Raw genomic sequence first — 21,651 nt, 5'->3', positions numbered from 1 at the left:
GCGGTTGTTGTGTGTGCTAATTGCTACAAAATATAAGATTCCGGTTTAAAAAATAATGATTATTGGTAGAATAGTGAATTAAGATAAATAGCGAAAAAGCGGTGTTTATTGTGTGTAATATCGCTTTTTTGCTTAAACCAGCAGGATTGAATATGCAACTAAATTATTTGTTTGGCGCACCGTCTCAACAAGGCCGTCTTAAAGCAGAGTTTGAAGATTTTATCGTACGGGAAGCGTTGGGCTATGATTTTTCTGACGAAGGTGAGTTTGTGGTAGTTCACGTTCGTAAGACTAATGCAAATACGCTTTTTGTCGCGGAACAGTTAGCTAAATTTGTACAAATTTCGGCTAAAAATGTTAGTTATGCGGGCTTAAAAGATCGCCATGCCGTTACAGAACAGTGGTTCTGTTTACACTTAGCCGGTAAAGCCACGCCTGATTTTTCGGCGTTTAAATGCGATGGGGTGGAAATATTGGCGGTGAGACGCCATCACCGTAAAATTCGGGTCGGTTGCTTGCAAGGCAATCATTTTGAGATTTTATTGCGTGATGTTAAAAAAGATGCGGAGTTGATTAATCGTTTAGCGCATATTCAAGCGGTCGGTTTTCCAAATTATTTTACTGAGCAACGCTTTGGGCGTGATGGGTATAATTTAACACAAGCGTTACGTTGGGCAAGCGGTGAAATTACGGTAAAAGATCGAAAAAAACGGAGTTTCTATTTGTCTGCTGCGCGTAGTGAGGTGTTTAATTTGGTGGTTTCTGAACGAATTAGCGCACAATTAGTCAATCAAGTGATGGCTTACGATTTTGTGCAACTTGCCGAATCAAATAGTTTTTTTCACGTGCAAGATGAAGAAGTTGCCAGTACACAAGCACGTTTAGCTGCGGGCGATGTCTTATTAACTGCGCCATTAATTGGTGAGCATTCCTTGGAAATTGTGGCGAATCCTTTAGAGCAGGCGTTAGTCGCTCAACAAGCGGATTTAGTTCATTTAATGCAGAAAGAACGTGTTGCTGCAACAAGGCGTGCGATGTTATGTAAGCCTCAGCAATTTAATTGGCAATTTGAAGCGCTAGGCTTAAGGTTGCGCTTTTTTTTAGATTCAGGTAGTTATGCCACCGCATTAGTACGTGAATTAATTCAATTAACGGAATAATCAATATGAATATTTTACTCAGTAATGATGATGGTTATCACGCGGAAGGCATTCAAACGCTTGCGACAAGATTGCGTGAAGCGGGGCATTGTGTAACCGTCATTGCTCCCGATCGTAACCGTAGTGCTGCCTCTAGTTGTTTAACGCTGATGGAGCCAATCCGTGTTCATCAGTTGGGTACGTTTGATTATAGTGTGATTGCGGGCACGCCAGCTGATTGTGTACATTTGGCTTTAAATGGTTTATTTGAGACGTCTTTTGATTTAGTGGTGTCTGGCATTAATCACGGTGCGAATTTAGGCGATGATGTGGTCTATTCAGGTACGGTTGCGGCAGCATTAGAAGGGCGTCATTTGCGGTTGCCTAGTTTAGCGGTGTCGTTAGTTGGTAAACAATCGGAAGGGCATTTATTTGGTAATAATCACTTTGAAACTGCCGCACAGGTGGTGCTTGATGTATTGCCAAAATTAGTTGATATGGCATTACCACGTCAAATTTTGAATATTAATGTGCCCGATTTGCCTTATTCTGCGATTAAGGGCATGCTGGTCACGCGTTTAGGTCAACGTTCGCCGTCTGCTGAGATTTTAAAAAGCCAAGATCCTCGTGGTTCGACTATTTATTGGTTGGGTGAAAACGGTTCAGCCATAGACAATGGCGAGGGTACCGATTTTTATGCATTAGCGCATGATTATGTATCCATTACGCCTATCCATGCTGATATGACAGCCCATCACGCAATAAAAGTGTTGTCTGAGACGCTATAAATGAGATTATTTGGCCCGCTTTATGATAAAACCATGGAATGGTCAAAGCATCGCTTTGCAAGCATTGCGTTAACGGTGGTTAGTTTTATTGAGGCGATTTTTTTTCCTATTCCACCGGATGTGATGTTAATTCCGATGGCGATGAGCAAACCAGATAAGGCTATGCGTTATGCAATCTATACCACGGTTGCTTCTATTTTAGGCGGTATGATTGGTTATCTTATTGGTTTATATGCGTTTGAAGCAGTGCGTTCGATTATTGTGGATTGGGGAATGTTAGCTAAATTTGAGCTGGCAAAATCTTGGTTTGAAACTTGGGGCGTTGCGGTGGTATTTTTAACGGGTTTTTCTCCGATTCCATACAAAATATTTACTATTTGTGCTGGCGTGATGCAAATGGCCTTTTTTCCGTTTATTATGAGCGCTGCAATTTCGCGTTTTCTTCGCTTTGCGTTAGTCGCAAAACTTTCAGCGTGGGGAGGCGAAAAATATGCGGCAAGAATCCGTCAGTCAATCGAATTAATTGGTTGGGCGACCATTATATGCGCCATAATCGCTTATCTTACTTATCAAATATTTAAATAAAAGGATATACAATGAAAAAATTATTTATGTTATTACCCTTAGCGGTCTCATTTTCTGCATTAGTAACCGGTTGTACTTCTTCAGAGAGTGCTACAGTAACAGACGTTGAAACACAGAGTCCTGATGGTATTCCACCTGCTGAGGCAATACCAGGTTGGCAAACAAATGATGGTATTCAATACACTGATATTCCGGCGACCATGAATTCAGCACCAATGCATACGCTTGGACAAGCACAAAGCGTTTACAACAATATGCAAAACAATGTACAAACGGGTTATAACCAAGCAGTGAATACTTATAATAATATGCAACAACAAGTTCAAAGCCAAATGGTACCGGTTACTATGCCTGCACAAACACCAATGATGCAAGCATCTTGCCAAGTAGTCCGTGATGTAACAGGTGCGCCAATTTATGCTCAGATTATTAAAGGTTGCTATACAGAGAGTAGTTATATTGTCGGCAAAGGCGATACAATGTACCTTATTTCTTATTTAACCGGTCAAACACCTGATCAAATTGCAGCACTGAATAATATGACGCCAGATACAAAACTAATCGTTGGACAAGTGTTGCGTGTAAGATAATCAGTTACTGATGTTAAATGGCAGTCGTAGCTATGGCTGTCATTTTATTCATTATAGAGAATTTTTAAGGATAATACTTCAAATATGAAATCATCATTTCTGCTATTACCTTTGGCTACATTGATCATTACTGCATGTAGCGCAAATACACCGGCTCCGATTATGAATGCGAGTAATCAAAACGCTATAGCGCAAAATGACTATAATCAGGAGTGGCAAACTGATCTGCCGTCTGCGCCAATGGAGAATACTATGGCGATGCCTGAAACAATGCCTACTATGCCGATGCCAACCACTAGGACAGTACCCGCGCAAGTATTAATACCAAGCCAACCTATAGGCTCAATTAATAACGATATGCCACTTGCAACGCAAAAGGTGAATCAGGATTTTGTTATTCCGCGTGATGCTAATAATGTACCGGTCTATAGCCAAATTCAAAAAGGCTTTTATGATGGCGATAGTTATACGGTACGAAAAGGCGATACCATGTTCTTAATCGCTTATATTGTTGGCAAAGATGTGAAAGAAATCGCTCGATTAAATAATATGCAAGAACCTTATCATTTAGCGGTAGGTCAAAAAATTAAAACCGGTAAAAAATTAGCAGTTACCACGCCCACTAGCCCGCCACAAATGATCCAATCTGCAAATACGATGCAAAATCATTCCGTTAAGCCTTTTATTACTGCTGAGCCAATGGCAAAAGTTACCACTAATAATACTCCGGCGACTATGCCTGTAACTTCGCCAGCAGCTAATAAGGCGGTAACTAAACCGGCCATAACGCCAGTTAAGGTAACGACAGTGGCAAATTCACCAAACGCTACATTTAAATGGCAATGGCCAACAGTAGGCCGTATTCTTGCCGCTTTTTCGGCTACAGAAGGCGGAAATAAGGGGTTAGATATTGCAGGCAATAAAGGGCAAGCAATAAAAGCGGCGGCTGATGGTAAGGTTGTGTATGCAGGTAATGTGTTAGAGGGCTATGGGCATTTAATTATTATTAAACATAGTAATGATTTTTTGAGTGCTTATGCGCATAATGAAAGTATAAAAGTGAAAGAAAAGGATATGGTCAAAGCCGGGCAAATTATTGCTAAAATGGGGAATACCGGCACGAATACTCATAAACTTCACTTTGAAATTCGTTATAAAGGTAAATCTGTCGATCCGATCCGTTATTTGCCGATCCGACCATAAGATCAGGTAAAATTTGGCAGAAAAAGACCGCTGTTCTTGCTTGAAAAATAGCGGTCTTTTTTTATGATTGTTATGCAAATATGTGCTGTTTTTTTAAAGCCTTTCATTCGTTATTTAGCTTCAATCTAAGCCTTTACGCTATCAGGAAAATTTTGCCACAATCGAAAGGTATTTTGCTTTCTTTCTTGATTTTTGTTTCTTTTATCGGTAAAATCGCAGTTCTTTTTTATAGTCCTCGTTTGGCTAAGATGTAATTCAAGCCAACATATTTCAATATTTAGGTAGATAGCAATGAAACGTACATTTCAACCTTCTGTATTAAAACGTGCTCGTACTCACGGTTTCCGTGCTCGTATGGCTACTAAAAATGGTCGTCAAGTTTTAGCACGTCGCCGTGCTAAAGGCCGTAAATCTTTATCTGCATAATTTGCAGTTAAAGTGTCAGCAAAGTCACGTCAGTGAATAAGCTAACGTTTTCTCGGGAGCTACGTTTGTTAGCTCCCATTCAATTTAAAGCTGTGTTTGAACAACCATATCGTGCTAGCACGGCTGAACTTACTATTCTTGCTCGTCAAAATTGCGTTAATACGCCTCGTCTTGGGTTAACCGTTGCTAAAAAGCATTTAAAACGTGCTCACGATCGCAATCGGATCAAACGTATTGTGCGGGAAAGCTTCCGTTTAAAACAACATCAATTACCTAATTTTGACTTTGTCTTTGTTGCCAAGCATGGGATTGGTAAACTAGATAATGCTACGCTTTTCGCAACCATAGATAAATTATGGACTCGTCATATTCGCCTCAGTCAACAAGCACAAAACAAAAATTAAGTGTCGCTGCGCGTCTTTTACTGTTACCTATCTATTTTTATCGCTATGCGATTAGCCCGTTAATTGGCCCTCGTTGTCGTTTTTATCCTAGCTGTTCAACTTATGCTGTACAAGCAATTAAAGTGCATGGTGCTTTACGTGGTGGTTGGTTGGCAATAAAGCGTATTTGTCGTTGTCATCCTTGGAATGAGGGGGGCAAGGATCCGGTTCCGGCTTGCTGTCAACAGTCGAATAAAGATAAGCAATAAAAAAAGCGACTCATAAGCGGTCGCTTTTTTATTATTTTAGTCCGCTATGTTATGCGTAATACATTTCAAATTCTACTGGATGTGGCGTCATATTTAAGCGCTCGACTTCTTTACGGCGAATGGCAATGTAAGCATCAATAAACGCTTTTGAGAATACATTACCTTGTGTTAAGAAAGTGAAGTCGGTTGATAGCGCATCAAGGGCTTCTGCTAATGAACTTGCAACCGCAGGAATATCTTGCAATTCTTCTGGCGGTAAATCATATAAATTTTTATCCATTGTATCACCAGGATGGATCTTATTGATAATACCATCAAGCCCTGCCATTAGTAATGCCGCAAAACATAAGTATGGGTTCGCCATTGGATCAGGGAAGCGAGCTTCAATCCGTGTTGCTTTTGGGGTTGTGACGGCTGGAATACGAATAGATGCGGAACGATTACTAGCAGAATATGCTAATAAAACTGGTGCTTCAAAACCTGGCACTAAACGTTTATAAGAGTTGGTGGTTGGGTTTGTGAATGCATTTAATGCTTTGGCGTGTTTAATAATACCGCCGATATAATATAAGGCTGTTTCAGACAATCCTGCATATTTATCACCCATAAAGATATTTTTACCCGCTTTACTTAAGGACATATTACAATGCATACCTGAGCCATTATCTCCAGCAAACGGTTTTGGCATAAAGCAAGCCGTTTTAGCGTGTGCAATCGCTACATTTTGCACTACATATTTATAAATTTGCGTTTCATCTGCTTTTAGCGTTAGGCTATTAAATTTAGTCGCGATTTCATTTTGTCCGGCTGTAGCCACTTCGTGATGATGTGCTTCAATAATTAATCCCATTTGTTCCATAATTAAGCACATTTCTGAACGAATATCGTGTGCGTTGTCAAGCGGAGCAACCGCGCAATAGCCGCCTTTTTTCAATGGGCGATAAGCGTTATTGCCGTCTTCATATTTGCGGTTGGTATTCCACATCGCTTCAATATCATCGATTTTATACGATACATTATTGGCTTCAGTAGCATATCGTACATCATCAAATAAGAAAAATTCTGGCTCGGGCCCAAACATTACGCTGTCTGCAATACTGGTCGATTTTAAGAAGTTTTCTGCTCGCGATGCAATTGAACGTGGATCACGATCGTAAGGTTGCATGGTATTTGGTTCATAGATACTGCAACGGATCGTCATTGTTGGAATCTGTGCAAAAGGATCAACCACTGCCGTTTCAGCAATCGGCATTAATAACATATCGGCTTTATTAATGGCTTTCCATCCTTCAACAGAAGATCCATCAAACATTTTGCCTTCTTCAAATAGTACTTCTAGATCATCAACAACCAAGCTGACTGGTAATGAAACACCGTGTTCTTTACCTTTAATATCGGTAAATTTTAACATAACAAATTTAATGTCGTTTTCTTTAATTAAATCAAGTACTCTGTTTACAGACATTGGGAGATTCCTTCAAGCGGGTGGATTTTCACAAGAATTTGCGAAATGAGAAAGATACAAGAATTTGAATAAATTTAAAATAGGCAATGCATATAATTTATAAGAAATTTGTCTTGTGCTAAGAAATTGATAACAAAGTAAAGGTAATCGTTTGCTTATTTCAGAATGATGAAAATAAGCTAAGCTTTTCGCTAGCCATCTTAAGGCATAGAAAAAAGCCTAATAACCTTTGGATTGAAAGTCAGGTAAGAATTGATTAGAGGCTAGCCGTTTGACAGTGGTTTCGATGCTGCCATCTTCTAATAGACTAATTTCTCGCCAACCTTGTGGTAACATATCTAATGTAAAATCACGACAATTGGGTTTAAACTGAATGCAGGTCGATGGCGTGGCTAATACGCGATAGCCTTGCCATACGCGATCAACTTCTTGATGAATATGCCCGTGTAAAATGGCTTTAACGTTGCGATACGATTTTAATACTTTTGCTAATTGTTCACTATTTTTCAAACAATGTTGATCTAACCAGGCTGAATTGGTTGGCAAAATATTATGGTGCAAGACGACTAAAGCATAACGATCAAGGTGCTTTGCAAGTTTACTATTTAACCAAGCAAGCTGACCTGCTGAGAGATAACCACTCGGCGCGCCCGCTACTTGGCTATTTAACAGTAAGATCTGCCATTTTTCTCCCGCTAATAACTGTTTTTCAGGCTGAATATGCGGGTATTTGCCTAAATAAAGGCTCATTTGTGGTTGTTGATCATGATTGCCTTCTAACCAAAATAACGGTTTAACAAACTGCTTCGCCATTTCTGCAAAACGATGGTACGCTTCGGGATTATGATCCTGAATTAAATCACCGGTTGCCAACACTGCATCATACGCAAAATCCGTTTGATGAATGTGTTCGATCACCGCCTGAAAAGTTTTAGTGGTGTTAATACCCAATAAACACTCACTTTCTGATGAAAAAAGATGGCAATCTGTAATTTGAAGTAATCGTATGATAGGTTCTTTTTTCCCTAGCGAGTAAAAATTGCCCATATATTCTCCTTATGTCAACAATTACTTAGCAATCAATTGAAAGTATACTTTACTGACTTTATCTGAATTTATCAGCTAGAGAATATTAAAAATGCGGCATACGCCACATTTTTACTATATTTGCCGATCAAATGGACATTTCTAACACAGTTGGTGCTTATAAAAAAAGCAATATATTCACATTATCTGACCTTTAAGCCTATCATTCAAGCGTGGCAATATGATTAATTGTCCGCTTTCTGTGGATTAACTTGATAAACAAGCGGTTCAATATGATCTATGGTTTGCCATTTTCCTTGTTGCCATTGCATTAATTTAGGTTGGCAATACTCAATCGCTTCATAAAAATAGCAAAGATAAAAAGGCAGTTGATGATAAAAACAAAGTTTACCGGTTGGGCAATGGGCTGATTCAATCAATCGTTGTTGTGGCAAATGACAAACTTCGGATAATTTAACAATTCCTACGCCTTGTGATTTCAAAACCGCTTCGCGAATACACCAACTCAGATAAAAACGATCGATTAATGCCGTAAAAGGGGTGTGATTTTGGTGTAACAATCCTTCAATTTCTTCAGGGTTGGCATAATGCTTTAATAAGTCTGCATAGCGCCGTGATCGCTGCGGATGTTCAATATCAATACCAACGCATTTTTTAGGCGTAGCTGTAGCGGCTTCTTTTTTACATAAAATAACCGCTACCCAATCACCTGAGTGGCTAATATTAAAATCAATGTTCGGATGAGCCACAAATGGGCGACCGCTTGTGGTGAGTTGTATGTTGTCTAATAATTGCGTTACTAATTGGTGTTTTTCAAAGAGTTTGCCTAATAAAAAATTAGCAAGGCAACGGCTTTTCCACCGCTTAAATTGACGTTCGGAAAGCGCTTTAGGTAAAGGGGATAATGGAATGGCTTCATCATAATGAGCAAAGGCCACTTCAATAATAGTTGCGGTTTTGGGCATAAAAATGTACAGGATTAACAAGCCGTCAAAAAGTAATGTTGTTGATTAAATCATCGATTAATAGTGATATAATTCTCAATTATCACAAATTATAGGCGTTTTTTCTTTTTTATTTAGTTAAAATGATGTTGATTAAAATTTTACATAACCTCGGTGGTAAAAGGGAGTGTCATGATCGAGAAAATTCAGAAATTTCTAAAATTAGAAGCCGCGGGCGGCATTTTACTGTTAATTGCTGCATTATTAGCCATGCTATGTGCAAATTCTGTATTTAGCCCATATTATTTCGAATTTTTACAAACACAAGTCGCTGTAAAATTAGGCGCTTTTAGTATTGATAAACCGCTATTAATGTGGATTAACGATGGCTTTATGGCGGTCTTTTTTATTCTAGTCGGTATGGAAGTAAAACGTGAGCTGTTAGAAGGTTCATTATCGAGCTATCAAAAAGCGATTTTCCCTGCTTTTGCTGCAATTGGTGGTATGGTTGTACCGGCCCTTATTTATTGGTTTATTAACCGTGATTATCCAGAATATCAGCAAGGTTGGGCAATTCCAATGGCAACAGATATTGCCTTTGCCTTAGGGATTGTGGCGTTATTAAGTAAACAAGTTCCTGCGACATTAAAGGTCTTTTTACTTGCATTAGCAATTATTGACGATATTGGCGCTATTATCGTGATTGCATTATTCTTTTCTAATGAGTTAAGTATGCTAGCACTTATCATTGCTAGCATTGCTATTATGGTTTTAATTACAATGAATCGTTACAAAGTAACCGGTATCATTCATTACGTGATTGTAGGCACGATTCTATGGGCTTCTGTCTTAAAATCAGGCGTACACGCGACACTTGCGGGGGTAATTATCGGCTTTTGTATCCCATTACGCGGTAAAAAAGGCGAAACTCCGTTACACGATTTAGAACATACGCTTGCGCCTTGGTGTGCTTTCGCTATTTTGCCTTTATTCGCTTTTTCAAATGCGGGCGTCTCTCTAGCCGGAATGAGTTTAGCTAAATTAACGTCTCCCTTACCGTTGGGCATTACATTAGGTTTATTAATTGGTAAACCGGTTGGCGTCTTCTCTTTCTGCTATCTAGCTGTACGAGCGGGCTTAGCCAAACTGCCAGAAGGTATCAACTTTAAGCAAGTGTTTGCGATAGCGGTATTATGTGGCATTGGTTTTACGATGTCTGTTTTTATTGCGGGATTATCATTTGGTGAAGAACACCCAGATGAAACGATCCTTGCGTTATCTCGGTTAGGCATTTTAATTGGAACCAGTATTGCGGCGATTGTTGGTTATATTTTGCTAAAAAAAACCACAAATAAACCGCTTGTACAAGCGGGCTAATTTACAAAAATAGCGGATTAATCCGTTCAATTTAAGCAGTTTTTAGTGGTATAAGCCCATTTTAATGTAAATTTTTTCCTAAAAGCGAACTTTTATGCTAAAAAGTTGTTTTAATTCCATACAAAAATAAACAAAGGAAACTAACATGAAAACATTAGGCCTATTTAGCATTATTGGCTTGCTGTCTGGTTGTGTATATGCACCTCCCGCGGTCGATAACCCGATTGAGGATACTGTCGTTATTCAATCAGAGCATCACCACATGATTTATCACGAAAGCGATAAGTATGATCGTGATAAATATGATAGAAATGACCGCTATCCACATTACCATTACACCGGTGAGATTCGCACCTATTGGGGCAAATGTTTAGATCAAAGCCGTTCCAACTATAAAGGGATTATTAGCTATCGTTGCCATGGTGGAGATAATCAGCGCTTTACATTCTATCGCGATAGTATCCGTGTTAATGGGCAATGTTTAGATGTCGGCAGCGAAAACAAATTTGATGGCGCTCGTATTATTGCTTATCGTTGTCACGGTGGCAAAAACCAGCGTTGGTTCCGTCAAGGGCATCAAATTCGTAGTGAAATGAATGGAAAATGTTTAGAAGTGGGCAGAGACCGTAATAAACTCACGCTACAACAATGTGATGGTAGCCGTAGTCAACAATTTTTCTATTAATCACGCGGTTGCATAACCGGTAAAAAGTGCGGTCTTTTCCGCACTTTTTTTACATTATAATACCGCTTAAACTTGTAACCAAAACGTCACCGGCCCATCATTTTGTAAGCTGACTTGCATATCAGCAGCAAATTGGCCTGTTTCTGTATGGATATGCAATGCTGCCTGTTGATGAAAATAGTCATACAACGCTTTTGCATCTGCGGGAGATGCGCCACGTGAAAAGCTAGGCCTTAATCCTTTTTGCGTATCTGCTACTAGGGTAAATTGAGATACAACTAACAAACTGCCACCAGCTTGTTGTACGTTGAGATTCATTTTGCCTTTTTGATCAGCAAAGACACGGTAATTTAACACTTTTTGCAATAATTTATCCGCTTTGCTCTGATCATCACCTTGCTCAACACCAAGAAAGACTAATAGCCCTTGTTCAATTTGACCTACAATTTGTTGTTCAACTCGTACATTAGCCGATTTTACCCGTTGTATTAAGCCGATCATACTAACGCTCATTCTCCTTAGTCATATTGATTTCTTTTAAAACAGCCGCAAATTGCCCACCTAATAACACAACTTGCCAGCTTAGATGAATCCAAACAATCATAATGGGTAACACAGCTAAAGTGCCATAAATCGCTTGGTAAGAAGGAAAAGTTACTACATACCAAATAAATGCCTGTTTGCCTAACGTAAAAAAACTCGCCGCAAATAATGCGCCAATAGTTGCATGTCGAAAAGCCACAGTTGTATTTGGCACGATCCAATAAACTAAAGTGAATAATAACCAAACCAAAAAGAATGGCGCATATTCCAATAAGTAGTGGCTAAATGAAAAAATGCCGTTTTCGCTGAATACTTCAAACGACATAATATAGGTAGTAATTGCAATACTTGCCCCCGCTAATAATGGGGCAAAAATTAGAATCAGAATATAGAGCAAAAAAGAGAGCAAAAGTGCGCGCTTACGGGTATTATGCCAAATATCATTCAAGCTTTGATCAATGCTTGAGATCAGCATCACTGCCACAATAAACAGCCCTAACATACTGACTAGCCCCATTTTCTTTGAATTGCTCACAAACAGCTCAACATATTCTTCTACAACATTGCCCGCATTGGGTGCAAAATTATCGTAAACGAAGGTTTTCAATAATTCCGTGGCTTCAGTGAAAATAGGAAAAAATGTAAACACCGAAAAGACCACCATCACTAATGGCACTAAGGCTAACATTGTGTTATAGGTTAAATAACCTGCTGATATAGAAATTCTGTTCTGTTGCCAACGCTTAAAAAAAATACTGCCAAATAATATTAATTTATTCATAACCATATAAAACCAAAGTATAAAAATAGTTATCAGTGTACCATAGCCTATTAAATATAAAGAATTTTCGTTAAAATAAGGTAATTTTTCGCTCAAAATCAATCTTAATTATTATGACTCAGCATCTTATCCATATTCTACCGCCTCAGCTTGCCAATCAAATTGCCGCCGGTGAAGTCGTAGAAAGACCTGCTTCTGTGGTCAAAGAATTAGTAGAAAATAGCTTAGATGCGGGTGCTAACCATATTCAAATTGATATAGAAAAAGGCGGTGTTCAATTAATTCGTCTCCGTGATAACGGTTGCGGTATTGCTAAACAAGATCTCACGCTTGCATTAACTCGCCACGCCACGAGCAAAATAGCCACTTTAGCAGATCTAGAAATGATTCTAAGCTTTGGTTTTCGTGGCGAAGCATTGGCCAGTATCAGTTCTGTTTCACGCTTGACCTTAACCTCTCGCACCGCAAACCAAACAGAAGCGTGGCAAGCTTATACCCAAGGGCGTGAAATGAATGTCGAAATTCAACCCGCTTCACATCCTGTTGGCACCACTATTGAAGTGGCTAATCTATTTTTCAATACGCCGGCTAGGCGCAAATTTTTACGCACCGACAAAACTGAATTTAATCATATTGATGAAGTGGTCCGCCGAATTGCATTAGCCAAACCTACGATCAGTTTTACATTAACGCACAATGGCAAAATCATTCGCCAATATCGTAAAGTCGCCGATCAATCAGTCGCACAACAACAAAAACGAGTAGCTGCTATCTGTGGCAATCATTTCTTACAACAAGCCACTCATATTGAATGGCAACACGGTGATTTACATTTATACGGCTGGGTGGGTTCACCACAATTGGCACGCCCGCAAAATGACTTGAGTTATAGTTATGTCAATGGCAGAGTAATGCGAGATAAAATCATCAATCACGCAGTCCGCCAAGCCTATGCTGAACTCATTCCAACAGGCGATCAGCCCGCCTTTATACTCTTTTTGGATTTAAACCCGACTGAACTAGATGTCAATGTTCACCCTGCAAAACACGAAGTGCGATTCCATCAAGCACGGCTGATCCACGACTTTATACTGCAAGGTGTACAAAACGCATTGCAAGCACAATTAGCATTAACGCCGACTGATAACCAAACGGATAGTGTTGCAGAAACAAAGGCTTGTTACACTGCTGATAACAATCGAGCCGCCGCAGGTAGTAATATATTCTCAAGCACGCCCTATCCACCCTATTCAGGTGCAACAAACAGGCCAACTAAAACCGCACAACAATGCTATGCTGAATTAATTAACACTGACAAAAATGATAACACCAACGTTGCACCGATAATTTATGCCGAACCATTAACCACGCAAGCAACACCGGCTATAACAGAAACGGCTGCTCCTTATCCACATCATAGCCAAGTGTTAGCGCTAGTGGAAAACAAAGCGTTATTATTGAAAGAACAAGAACATTTCTATGTCGTGCCGTTAAAAAAATTAGCACAGCTTCAATTAACCTTATCATTGGCTGAGAAAAAATCACAGCCACTTTTAATTCCGTTAAGTTTGAGCTTAGATCAAACACAAACAAAACGCTGGCAACAGTATCAAGCACAATTACTTGACAATGGTTTTGAAATTAAGCAAAAACATTGGCAAGGGCAAACTCGCTTAAGCATCATTGCTGTGCCACAATGCTTACGTCAACAAAATTTACAGCTGTTATTATTGCAACTATTCAATCAACACACCGATGATTTAGCGGGTTTTTTTGCTAAAAATAGTGAATTAATGACCACTTATAGTTTATCGGAAGGAATCCGTCTGATCGCAAATATTGAACAGCAGGCAAAAACGCAATTAGCCGATCTGAAACTAGCGGTCGATTTTTCAGCTTACTTAACCTAAACATTCACAACCAATGGATCACCTAAGATCTGGTAGTTTTCACTTTATAAGACCATCAAAATAATGAATAAACCTGTTGCAATTTTTTTAATGGGACCGACCGCTTCTGGTAAAACAGATTTAGCTATCGCATTACGTAAACAACTGCCCGTTGAAGTCATTAGTGTCGATTCTGCCCTCATTTATAAAGAAATGGATATCGGCACAGCTAAACCGACTGCAGCGGAACTCGCACAAGCACCGCACCGCTTAATTGATATTTTAGATCCTAAAGAAAGCTATTCAGCAATGCATTTTCACGCTGACGCATTACACGCAATGGCAGATATTACAGCAAGCGGCCGTATTCCACTCTTAGTAGGTGGCACCATGCTCTATTACAAATCGCTACTAGAAGGGCTTTCTCCTTTGCCATATGCCAATGAACATATTCGTACAGAAATTGAAGCTCACGCCAACCAATATGGTTGGGCGAGTTTACATCAACAATTAACCAAAATTGATCCGCTAGCCGCCAGCAGAATTAATGCAAATGATAGTCAGCGGATCAACCGAGCATTAGAAGTATTTTACCTGACGGGCAAAAATCTGACTGAATTAACCGCACAACAAGGTGAACACTTACCTTATCAAGTTTTACAATTTGCCATTGCTCCGCAAGAACGTGCCGTATTACATCAACGTATCGAACAACGTTTTCACAAAATGATGGAACTTGGTTTCTTAACTGAGGTCGAAAAGTTATACGCGAGGGGCGATCTACACCCCGACTTACCCGCAATTCGTTGTGTTGGTTACCGTCAAATGTGGCAACATTTAGCGGGTGAAATTTCGTTAGATGAAGCAATTTATAAAGGAATTTGTGCCACCCGCCAATTAGCTAAACGCCAGCTGACGTGGTTACGAGGTTGGCGGAGTGAAATTACGTGGTTAGACAGTTTAGATCCGACCAGTTCACAAGAAAAAATGATTCAAAATTTAGAGCAAAACTTCATAAAATTGTGATAATATCTCATTGCTCTTAGTAGCAAAATAATATTAACAAACAAAATAAAAAGGAAAAGAGAATGGCAAAAGGTCAATCACTCCAAGATCCATATTTAAATGCACTCCGTCGAGAGCGTATTCCCGTCTCAATTTATTTAGTAAATGGTATAAAATTACAAGGTCAAATTGAATCTTTCGATCAATTTGTCATTTTATTAAAAAATACTGTAAGCCAAATGGTTTATAAACACGCTATTTCAACAGTGGTACCTGCACGTTCTATCTCACATAACAATAACGGCTCATCGCAAGCACAAGCTCCTCAACAAGCCGTACAAACTACACAACCTGTTGAAGCAACCGTAGCTACAGATAAAATGGAATAATAGACTTATTACTATCGAAATTTTAACTACTGAATCAATGTCAAATACAGAATCAACCCCCTGTATTTGACGTTTGTTTGTCTGAAAAATCTTTTTCACACGCTCAAGATAAAGCGATCTTAATCCACGTTTTTCTCTCCCAAACGAAAGATATTGATAACTTAACCGAATTCCAAACACTTGCCGAATCCGCAGGTGTCGAACTGCTCTCAACCTTGACCACCTCTCGTAATGCTCCACATATCAAATATTTTGTTGGCCAAGGAAAAGCCGAAGAAATTGCACAAGCGGTCGAAAATTTAGGTGCCACAGTGGTGCTGATTAATCATCAATTAAGTCCTGCACAAACACGTAATCTGCAAAATCTATGCGGTTGCCGCATAGTAGATAGAAGCGGGCTAATTTTAGATATTTTTGCCCAACGGGCACGTTCACACGAAGGGAAATTACAAGTTGAATTAGCACAACTACGCCATTTATCTACCCGCTTAGTGCGAAGATTAGGTAACCAAGACCAACAAAAAGGCGGATCTGTCGGTTTACGTGGGCCGGGTGAAACACAGCTTGAAACCGATCGCCGTTTAATCAAAGTACGGATTCAACAATTACAAAACCGGCTAGATAAAGTTAATAAAAAACGCCATCAAAATCGTAAAACGCGCCAAAAAGCCGATATTCCTACCGTTTCATTAGTTGGCTATACCAACGCTGGCAAATCGACACTGTTTAATGCCATTACACAAGCGGGTGTTTATGCTGCCGATCAACTCTTTGCAACACTTGATCCAACATTACGGCGTATGCAAATCCAAGACGTTGGCACAACGATTTTAGCTGATACCGTTGGCTTTATTCGTTTCTTACCACACGATTTAGTGTCTGCTTTTAAATCTACGTTGCAAGAAACCACCGAGGCAAACTTATTACTCCACGTAGTGGATATAGCCGATGAACGCAAAAATGACAACATTACAGCAGTTAATCAAGTATTAGATGAAATAGGTGCTCTCACGTTACCAAGCTTATTAATTTATAATAAAGTCGATAAAATTACCGACATCACGCCACATATTGAACGTAATCAAGAAGGTAAGCCGGTCGCAGTTTATCTTTCTGCGCACACCAACCAAGGTATTGATCTACTCTACCAAGCCATTCGTGAATGTTTACGCAATGAGCTTGTATGCCAAAAAATATTATTACCCACAACGGCAGGGCAGATTTATGCACAAATTCGCAATCAAAACTGCATTAAACAAGAACACTTTAATCAATTTGGCGATAGATTAATCGATATTGAAGTCAATGCCGTACAATGGCAAAAATGGCTTAAACCATATCCGGCACTGATTGAATATGTTGCATTTGCAAAATGGGAAAATGAGTAATATTGAGCAACGCTTCATAATAAAAAAGCCTCGTAAATACGAGGCTACACTATTGGCTAGAGACTTGATTTAACGCGTACCATAAACAACTATGGTCTTCCCATGGGCTGAGATTAAACCTTCATCTTCTAACATTTTTAAAATGCGTCCCACAGTTTCACGTGAGCAGCCCACCATTTGCCCAATTTCTTGGCGAGTAATTTTAATTTGCATTCCTTCAGGATGCGTCATTGCTTCAGGCATTTTGGCTAAATTCATCAATGTTTGCGCAATACGACCGGTAACATCTAAAAAAGCAAGATTACTTACTTGACGCGAAGTTTGACGTAAGCGACAAGCCATTTGAGCAGCAAGATACATTAAAATGTCAGGATTTACATGTACTAATTGTTTAAATTTTTCATAAGAAATTTCTGCAATTTCGCAAGCATCTTTCGTTTTTACCCAAGCGGTTCTTGGCTGTGTATTTTCTTCAAATAAACTAATTTCGCCGACAAACTCTCCTTGTCCTAGATGTGATAAAATCATTTCTTTGCCTTCATCGTCTTTAATAAAGACAGCCACAGAACCACTGACAATATAAAACAGGGAATTTGCTTCTTCACCTGCGTGAATTAAAGTATATTTTGAAGGATAGCGATGAATATGGCAGTGCGTTAAAAACCATTCTACCGCAGGATCATGAATCGAAGGAGGCGGGGAAACCTCTCCATCAAGCCGAGGTGTAGAAATAGAAATATCTTGCATTTGCATAAATAAAAACCTCTATAAATTATTTATCTTATTTATCGTTATGAGTAATCACACTGATCTAGAATTGTAGCATGATATAAACAATTAACCCAAGAAAGATTGCTTATCTTTAATATCTAAACTTTGATGTAATTCAGACCACACAATCACGACTTTATCTGCTTGCAATTGTTGCAACAAGCAAGCGCGCTTTTCTTCTAGTGAAAGCTCGTATTCACCATAATCAGTGCCTTCACGTAAAATAAAAGCATCCAATACATTATTTAATGTTGTTATCTCAAGATCTTGCCAAGGAATAATCATCTATGTAGTTACTCAAAAAGAGGCTTAATTAATGCCCATTGTTTTTCAAAATGTTGGTGAGGATTAGAGCTAAAATTAGAACGCACTAGGCGCAAAAATTGCCCTTCGCAAAAAGTGACTAAATACCCCGCTAATGCACGTTCATCTTGAAAGGCTTTTCCTTCACGCAGTTTTCGCATTTGTAAAATATTGACAAACTGTAATTCTAAACCATCAAAAAATTTTGCTACACGCAACTTAAGCTCACTATTTTCAAACATTAATGCGTGGCCAGTTAAAATCCGTGTAACACCGGGATTTTTACGAGCAAACTCAATCACTGTGTAAAGAATAGCTTTTACCGCTAAAGCGGTTGAATTTTCTTTGCGTTTACTCGCATTAATATAGCTAGTTAATGTTTGTTCAATTCGCTCAATCAAGGCCTCAAACATTTTACTTTTACTTGGAAAATAACGATAAAGCGCACCTTCCGATACACCAACAGCTTTCGCCAATCGTTCAGTCGTAACACGTTGCATTCCTTGTTCTGAATTTAACAAACCAATTAATACTTCAAGCACCTGTTGTTGACGTTCTCTAACTGATTTTTTGGGCATTTTAATGAGTGGTTCTGTCATAATATCCTCATCTTGTAACCAAGGCTAAACTTCAAAATAAGCGGATAATTTTAGCGTATAATTAGCCGATAAGTTCCGCTTATTTTGATACACTATCCTTCCACTATTGTTTACCTGAATGGCCAAAACCACCTTCCCCGCGTGAAGTTTGTTCAAAATCAGTCACAATATTAAAACTCGCTTGTACCACCGGCACAAAAACTAACTGTGCAATTCTATCGCCTACTTCAATGGTAAAAGGCTTATCACTGCGATTCCAAATAGAAACCATTAATGGCCCTTGGTAATCACTATCAATTAACCCCACTAAATTACCCAACACAATACCATTTTTATGCCCTAAACCTGAACGCGGTAAAATAACCGCAGCAAGGTTTGGATCAGCAATATAAACCGAAATACCGGTAGGAATTAATACGGTTTGTCCCGCTTCCACAGTAATGGCTGAATCAATTAATGCCCGTAAATCTAACCCCGCCGATCCCGTAGTTGCATAAGTCGGTAATGGAAATTCACGACCAATTCGGTTATCTAAAATTTTTAAATCAATGTGTTTCATCATTTTTCCTAAGCTGAGTGATTTTAAATAAGTTAACGATTTCTTCGACTAAACTGACCGCTAAATCGCGTTTATTGGCAAGCGGTAATATTTTTTGATGTTCTTGTCTCCCTTCAGTTCGCCAAAAAAGGTGCAAAGCATTTTGATCTTGTCCAAACACTTGACCATTTGCAACATTATTTGCACAAATTAAATCTACCTTTTTGCGCACCAATTTCTGTTTTGCATAATGTTCAACATTTTGCGTTTCCGCAGCAAAACCAACAGTGAAAGGGCGGCGTTCTGCTAATTGAGCAACAGAGGCGATAATATCCGGATTTCTGACTAATTTTAGTGTCAACGATTCATTATCATCATTTTTCTTAATTTTTTGCTGAGCAACCTCCGCAACACGATAATCCGCCACTGCCGCACACCCAATAAAAATAGCGGATTTTTGAGCTAATTCAACCGTTTTTCCTGCCATTTCAACCGCTGATTGCACATTAATACGATGTACATTAATTGGCGTGGCTAGATTTACCGGCCCAGCAATTAAATTGACAGTCGCTCCACGTTTCGCAAAAGCAGCTGCAATCGCAAAGCCCATTTTGCCTGAACTATGATTACTAAGATAACGCACAGGATCAATAGGCTCACGCGTAGGCCCCGCAGTAACAGTAACTACCATATTCTGTAAATCCTGATTAACCTGGAAATGATCACAAATAGCTTGTAATAACTCATTTGGCTCAGACATGCGCCCTGCACCAACATCACCACACGCTTGCACTCCACTATTTGGCCCAATCACTTTTACCGCTCGATCGACTAATTCAGCCAAATTTTGTTGTGTTACCTTTTGATGAAACATATGTTGATTCATTGCAGGAGCAATAAAAATAGGCGCCACCGTCGCTAAACAAAGAGTAGTAAGTAAATCATTCGCCATACCCGCTCGCAAACGCGCAATAAAATCCGCTGAAGCGGGCGCAATTAAAACTAAATCAGCCCATTTAGCTAACTGAATATGTCCCATTGCTAATTCAGCGTGTGGATCAAGCAAACTATTTGAAACAGGATTAGCCGAAATAGCTTGCAACGTTAATGGAGTCACAAAAGCTTCTGCAGCAGGCGTTAATACTACTCGAACATTAGCATTTGCTTTTTTCAAAAGGCGAATTAAATCAATCGTTTTATAAGCAGCAATACCGCCGGTAATACCAACTAAAATGTTTTTATTAGTGAGCATTCTCAATCCCTTTTCTTGCAAATATTCTAGCACTATAAGTTAAATATAATCATGATTATAGGCTATTTTACCCTAATAAGTATCCGCTCACAATAAAGCTAATTTTGCGATCTCCCTCGAAAAACAGGAAATTCCCTTTTTCTTCAATCTATTAGCTTGATTATGCTTTTGCTTATCATCTATTTTTTAGTTAACTGAATAGCCGTATAACAATGACCCCATCAGAATTAATGCCACGTGAAAAATTATTAACGTATGGTGCAAACGCACTCACCGATCAAGAATTATTAGCCATTTTCTTACGCACTGGGATTAAAGGACTACCCGTAATGCAATTAGCTAACCAAGTATTAACCACATTTGGCTCATTACGTGCCTTACTCACCGCCGACCTAAACGCCTTTTGCCAAATTAAAGGCTTAGGGCAAACACAATTTATTCAATTGCAAGCCAGCAAAGAAATGACTAAACGCTACTTAGCCCAACAAATGCAAATGTGTGAAACAATTAATACACCGCATTTAGCAATAATGTATTTTCAAGCGGAGCTAGAATTTGAAGAACGTGAAGTGTTTATGGTGTTATTTCTTGATAATCAAAACCGCTTAATTAAAAAAGAAAAAATGTTCTATGGCACCATTAATCAAGCAACCGTCCACCCACGGGAAATTATTAAAGAAGCATTAAAATGTAATGCCGCAGCAATTATTGTCGCGCATAACCACCCGTCTGGAAATTACACCGCAAGCCAAGCAGATCGACAACTTACACAAAAAATTAAAGCCGCGTGTCACTTAGTTGAGGTGCGCTTTGTCGATCATATTATCGTGGGTAAAGGTAGCTATTTCTCCTTTGAAGAAGAGCGCTTTCACCAAAATAATTAATAAATTGAAGCTTGAATAAGCAAGTAAATATGAGTATAATCTCTGGTCTTTAAATATGACTTTGGTTGGGTTGATGCCTGACGAGGCAATTAGATCAAGCTAAAATTAGTCCTAATCGCCCGAACCATTTAAACATTACTTAAGTAATTGGAGAATTAAAATGTCAAGAGTTTGCCAAGTAACCGGCAAGCGTCCAGCAGTTGGTAACAACCGCTCACACGCATTAAATGCGACTCGTCGTCGTTTTTTACCTAACTTACATACTCATCGTTTTTGGGCTGAAAGTGAAAACCGTTTCGTGACTTTACGCTTAACCGCGAAAGGTATGCGCATTATTGATAAAAAAGGCATTGATGCAGTATTAGCTGAAATCCGTGCTCGTGGCGAAAAAATCTAAGGAGCTAACCA

Annotated in this window: 26 protein-coding genes; 16 read left to right on the top strand and 10 right to left on the bottom strand. The window is 39.1% G+C overall.

What is annotated here, in order from left to right:
• Nucleotides 1-152 precede the first annotated feature (152 nt).
• The 8 genes from truD to yidD all read left to right on the top strand — a co-directional run bounded on the left by truD (nt 153) and on the right by yidD (nt 5,383).
• On the top strand, nt 153-1,160 hold the full coding sequence (gene truD, locus BMX01_RS05830; protein ID WP_064082162.1) for a tRNA pseudouridine(13) synthase TruD: 1,008 nt from the start codon (nt 153-155) through the stop codon (nt 1,158-1,160).
• Between the two features lie 5 nt (nt 1,161-1,165).
• The gene (gene surE, locus BMX01_RS05825) at nt 1,166-1,927 is read left to right on the top strand and encodes a 5'/3'-nucleotidase SurE (protein ID WP_064082163.1); all 762 of its coding nucleotides are present in this window, start codon (nt 1,166-1,168) and stop codon (nt 1,925-1,927) included.
• On the top strand, nt 1,928-2,512 hold the full coding sequence (locus BMX01_RS05820; protein ID WP_064082164.1) for a YqaA family protein: 585 nt from the start codon (nt 1,928-1,930) through the stop codon (nt 2,510-2,512).
• Nucleotides 2,513-2,523: 11 nt separating this feature from the next.
• A complete protein-coding gene (locus tag BMX01_RS05815) occupies nt 2,524-3,102 on the top strand; it encodes a LysM peptidoglycan-binding domain-containing protein (protein ID WP_064082165.1) in 579 nt (192 codons plus the stop codon).
• A gap of 84 nt (nt 3,103-3,186) precedes the next feature.
• Entirely contained in the window at nt 3,187-4,305 is a 1,119-nt protein-coding gene (locus BMX01_RS05810) for a peptidoglycan DD-metalloendopeptidase family protein (RefSeq protein WP_064082166.1), read from the top strand.
• A gap of 291 nt (nt 4,306-4,596) precedes the next feature.
• The gene (gene rpmH / locus BMX01_RS05805; RefSeq protein ID WP_005599701.1) at nt 4,597-4,731 is read left to right on the top strand and encodes a 50S ribosomal protein L34; all 135 of its coding nucleotides are present in this window, start codon (nt 4,597-4,599) and stop codon (nt 4,729-4,731) included.
• Between the two features lie 32 nt (nt 4,732-4,763).
• Nucleotides 4,764-5,135, top strand: a complete 372-nt coding sequence (gene rnpA, locus BMX01_RS05800; RefSeq protein ID WP_074647944.1) for a ribonuclease P protein component — start codon at nt 4,764-4,766, stop codon at nt 5,133-5,135.
• Entirely contained in the window at nt 5,087-5,383 is a 297-nt protein-coding gene (gene yidD / locus BMX01_RS05795) for a membrane protein insertion efficiency factor YidD (RefSeq protein WP_064082168.1), read from the top strand. The genes rnpA and yidD overlap by 49 nt, the downstream gene beginning before the upstream one ends.
• Before the next feature lie 49 nt (nt 5,384-5,432).
• Here the strand turns inward: yidD and glnA are convergent, their stop codons facing one another.
• From glnA to BMX01_RS05780, 3 genes are all read right to left on the bottom strand, one after another.
• Nucleotides 5,433-6,848 carry a type I glutamate--ammonia ligase gene (gene glnA / locus BMX01_RS05790; protein ID WP_074647941.1) on the bottom strand — a complete coding sequence of 472 codons (1,416 nt, stop codon included), beginning with the start codon at nt 6,846-6,848 and terminating at the stop codon, nt 5,433-5,435.
• Nucleotides 6,849-7,067: 219 nt separating this feature from the next.
• Nucleotides 7,068-7,895 (bottom strand): 3',5'-cyclic-AMP phosphodiesterase, encoded by an 828-nt coding sequence (gene cpdA, locus BMX01_RS05785; RefSeq protein ID WP_064082170.1) that lies wholly within the window; start codon nt 7,893-7,895, stop codon nt 7,068-7,070.
• A 224-nt stretch (nt 7,896-8,119) separates the two neighbouring features.
• On the bottom strand, nt 8,120-8,860 hold the full coding sequence (locus BMX01_RS05780) for a 4'-phosphopantetheinyl transferase family protein (protein WP_064082171.1): 741 nt from the start codon (nt 8,858-8,860) through the stop codon (nt 8,120-8,122).
• Nucleotides 8,861-9,031: 171 nt separating this feature from the next.
• Between BMX01_RS05780 and nhaA the strand changes: the two genes are divergently transcribed.
• A complete protein-coding gene (gene nhaA / locus BMX01_RS05775) occupies nt 9,032-10,216 on the top strand; it encodes a Na+/H+ antiporter NhaA (protein WP_064082172.1) in 1,185 nt (394 codons plus the stop codon).
• Between the two features lie 145 nt (nt 10,217-10,361).
• Entirely contained in the window at nt 10,362-10,901 is a 540-nt protein-coding gene (locus tag BMX01_RS05770; RefSeq protein ID WP_231087429.1) for a lectin, read from the top strand.
• A gap of 66 nt (nt 10,902-10,967) precedes the next feature.
• Here the strand turns inward: BMX01_RS05770 and dtd are convergent, their stop codons facing one another.
• The gene (gene dtd / locus BMX01_RS05765) at nt 10,968-11,402 is read right to left on the bottom strand and encodes a D-aminoacyl-tRNA deacylase (RefSeq protein WP_064082173.1); all 435 of its coding nucleotides are present in this window, start codon (nt 11,400-11,402) and stop codon (nt 10,968-10,970) included.
• Between the two features lies 1 nt (nt 11,403).
• Complete coding sequence (locus BMX01_RS05760) at nt 11,404-12,225, bottom strand: virulence factor BrkB family protein (protein ID WP_078179349.1); 822 nt, start codon at nt 12,223-12,225, stop codon at nt 11,404-11,406.
• 113 nt (nt 12,226-12,338) lie between these two features.
• On the opposite strand from BMX01_RS05760, the gene mutL reads away from it, so the two are divergent.
• From mutL to hflX, 4 genes are all read left to right on the top strand, one after another.
• Entirely contained in the window at nt 12,339-14,135 is a 1,797-nt protein-coding gene (mutL, locus tag BMX01_RS05755; RefSeq protein ID WP_064082175.1) for a DNA mismatch repair endonuclease MutL, read from the top strand.
• A 63-nt stretch (nt 14,136-14,198) separates the two neighbouring features.
• The gene (miaA, locus tag BMX01_RS05750; RefSeq protein ID WP_064082176.1) at nt 14,199-15,140 is read left to right on the top strand and encodes a tRNA (adenosine(37)-N6)-dimethylallyltransferase MiaA; all 942 of its coding nucleotides are present in this window, start codon (nt 14,199-14,201) and stop codon (nt 15,138-15,140) included.
• Between the two features lie 62 nt (nt 15,141-15,202).
• Nucleotides 15,203-15,508 (top strand): RNA chaperone Hfq, encoded by a 306-nt coding sequence (gene hfq, locus BMX01_RS05745; protein ID WP_064082177.1) that lies wholly within the window; start codon nt 15,203-15,205, stop codon nt 15,506-15,508.
• Nucleotides 15,509-15,585: 77 nt separating this feature from the next.
• Nucleotides 15,586-16,896: a ribosome rescue GTPase HflX gene (gene hflX / locus BMX01_RS05740; RefSeq protein ID WP_232008224.1), complete on the top strand. Its 1,311-nt coding sequence runs from the start codon at nt 15,586-15,588 to the stop codon at nt 16,894-16,896.
• A gap of 69 nt (nt 16,897-16,965) precedes the next feature.
• On the opposite strand, the gene crp is transcribed toward hflX, so the two are convergent.
• The 5 genes from crp to coaBC all read right to left on the bottom strand — a co-directional run bounded on the left by crp (nt 16,966) and on the right by coaBC (nt 20,359).
• Nucleotides 16,966-17,643 (bottom strand): cAMP-activated global transcriptional regulator CRP, encoded by a 678-nt coding sequence (gene crp, locus BMX01_RS05735; RefSeq protein WP_172592915.1) that lies wholly within the window; start codon nt 17,641-17,643, stop codon nt 16,966-16,968.
• Nucleotides 17,644-17,733: 90 nt separating this feature from the next.
• The gene (locus BMX01_RS05730) at nt 17,734-17,952 is read right to left on the bottom strand and encodes a YheU family protein (RefSeq protein ID WP_010944700.1); all 219 of its coding nucleotides are present in this window, start codon (nt 17,950-17,952) and stop codon (nt 17,734-17,736) included.
• Nucleotides 17,953-17,960: 8 nt separating this feature from the next.
• The gene (slmA, locus tag BMX01_RS05725; protein ID WP_064082180.1) at nt 17,961-18,569 is read right to left on the bottom strand and encodes a nucleoid occlusion factor SlmA; all 609 of its coding nucleotides are present in this window, start codon (nt 18,567-18,569) and stop codon (nt 17,961-17,963) included.
• Between the two features lie 103 nt (nt 18,570-18,672).
• Nucleotides 18,673-19,128 (bottom strand): dUTP diphosphatase, encoded by a 456-nt coding sequence (gene dut, locus BMX01_RS05720; protein ID WP_041603414.1) that lies wholly within the window; start codon nt 19,126-19,128, stop codon nt 18,673-18,675.
• Complete coding sequence (coaBC, locus tag BMX01_RS05715; protein ID WP_074647935.1) at nt 19,115-20,359, bottom strand: bifunctional phosphopantothenoylcysteine decarboxylase/phosphopantothenate--cysteine ligase CoaBC; 1,245 nt, start codon at nt 20,357-20,359, stop codon at nt 19,115-19,117. Before coaBC ends, dut begins: the two co-directional genes overlap by 14 nt.
• 212 nt (nt 20,360-20,571) lie before the next feature.
• Here coaBC and radC point away from each other — a divergent pair, with 212 nt between their 5' ends.
• Nucleotides 20,572-21,243, top strand: coding sequence for a RadC family protein (gene radC / locus BMX01_RS05710; protein ID WP_064082182.1), 672 nt, complete (start codon nt 20,572-20,574; stop codon nt 21,241-21,243).
• Between the two features lie 160 nt (nt 21,244-21,403).
• Nucleotides 21,404-21,640 (top strand): 50S ribosomal protein L28, encoded by a 237-nt coding sequence (gene rpmB / locus BMX01_RS05705; RefSeq protein WP_074647932.1) that lies wholly within the window; start codon nt 21,404-21,406, stop codon nt 21,638-21,640.
• Nucleotides 21,641-21,651 lie beyond the last annotated feature (11 nt).

Origin of the sequence: [Haemophilus] ducreyi (assembly GCF_900109315.1) — a bacterium.
GTDB classification, from domain to species: domain Bacteria; phylum Pseudomonadota; class Gammaproteobacteria; order Enterobacterales; family Pasteurellaceae; genus Haemophilus_B; species Haemophilus_B ducreyi.
Note: the sequence above shows the minus strand (reverse complement) of the source record. Positions and strands in the feature narration are given on the sequence as shown.